Origin of the sequence: Nocardioides bruguierae (assembly GCF_023554635.1) — a bacterium.
GTDB lineage: Bacteria > Actinomycetota > Actinomycetes > Propionibacteriales > Nocardioidaceae > Nocardioides > Nocardioides bruguierae.
In genome coordinates, this window is the sequence record NZ_JAMJPH010000048.1 from 1 (window position 1) to 1,000 (window position 1,000).

General features: G+C 69.6%; 1 protein-coding gene. It reads right to left on the reverse strand.

Annotated features, from left to right (window positions below; all coding sequences use genetic code 11):
* Positions 1–64 precede the first annotated feature (64 nt).
* Positions 65–862 (reverse strand): IS21-like element helper ATPase IstB, encoded by a 798-nt coding sequence (gene istB / locus M8316_RS20330; RefSeq protein WP_250057802.1) that lies wholly within the window; start codon positions 860–862, stop codon positions 65–67.
* Positions 863–1,000 lie beyond the last annotated feature (138 nt).

A 1,000-nucleotide genomic window follows, 5' to 3' on the forward strand; every position in this document is an offset into this window, starting at 1 on the left:
TGTCGACGACGCTCGAAAGTGGAGCCGTTCCGGCGGTCGAAAATGGGGCCACCGGTGCGTGGTGTCAGTCTGCCGTCTTCTGCGTGCGAACGCTGGGAAGTGAGTCGATGCCGCGGTTGCGGAGTCGGTAGGAGGCGCCCTTCAAGGTGAGGACGTCAGCGTGGTGGACGATGCGGTCGATCATCGCGGCGGCAACGACCTGGTCGCCGAACACGCCTCCCCAGCCGCTGAACGGCAGGTTCGAGGTCAGCACGAGTGAGGCGTGCTCGTAGCGGGATGAGACGAGCTGGAAGAAGAGGCTCGCGGCGTCCTGCTCGAAGGGGAGGTACCCGACCTCGTCGACGACGATGAGGCCGTAGCGGCGCAGACGTGCGAGTTCCTGGGGCAGGCGGCCGGACCTGTGGGCATCGGTGAGTCGTGCGACCCATTCGGTGGCGGTGGCGAACAGGACGCGGTGCCCGTGGTGCGCGGCGGCGATGCCCAACCCCGTGGCCAGGTGGGTCTTCCCAGTGCCCGGCGGGCCCAGCAACACGACGTTGCGGGCCTCGGTCAGGAACGCGCCCGAAGCCAAGGCAGCGATCTGCGGCCGGACGCCGGGTTGGGCGTCCCAGTCGAACTCCTCGAGTGTCTTCCTGGCGCCGAACCCCGCGGCTCGCACCCGCAGCTGTGCGCCCGAGGCGTTGCGGGCGGCGACCTCGCGGTCCAGCACCGCAGCCAGGTACTCCTCGTGGGTCCAGCCCGCATCGCGGGCGTGGTCGGCAAGCCGAGCGGCGGACTCGATGATCCGGGGTGCCTTCAACGCCGACGACAGGTAGGCCAGTTGCTTCAGCGCGTCGGCCGCGTCGCTGTTTACCTTCGTCATCACGCCACCTCCTCGCCGTCACCGCAGACATCGACCAGCCCGTCAGTGAGCCCGTCGGTGAGCCCGTCGGTGAGCCCGTCGGTGAGCCCGTCGGTGAGCCCGTCGGTGAGCCCGTCGGTGAGCCCGTCGGTGAGCCCG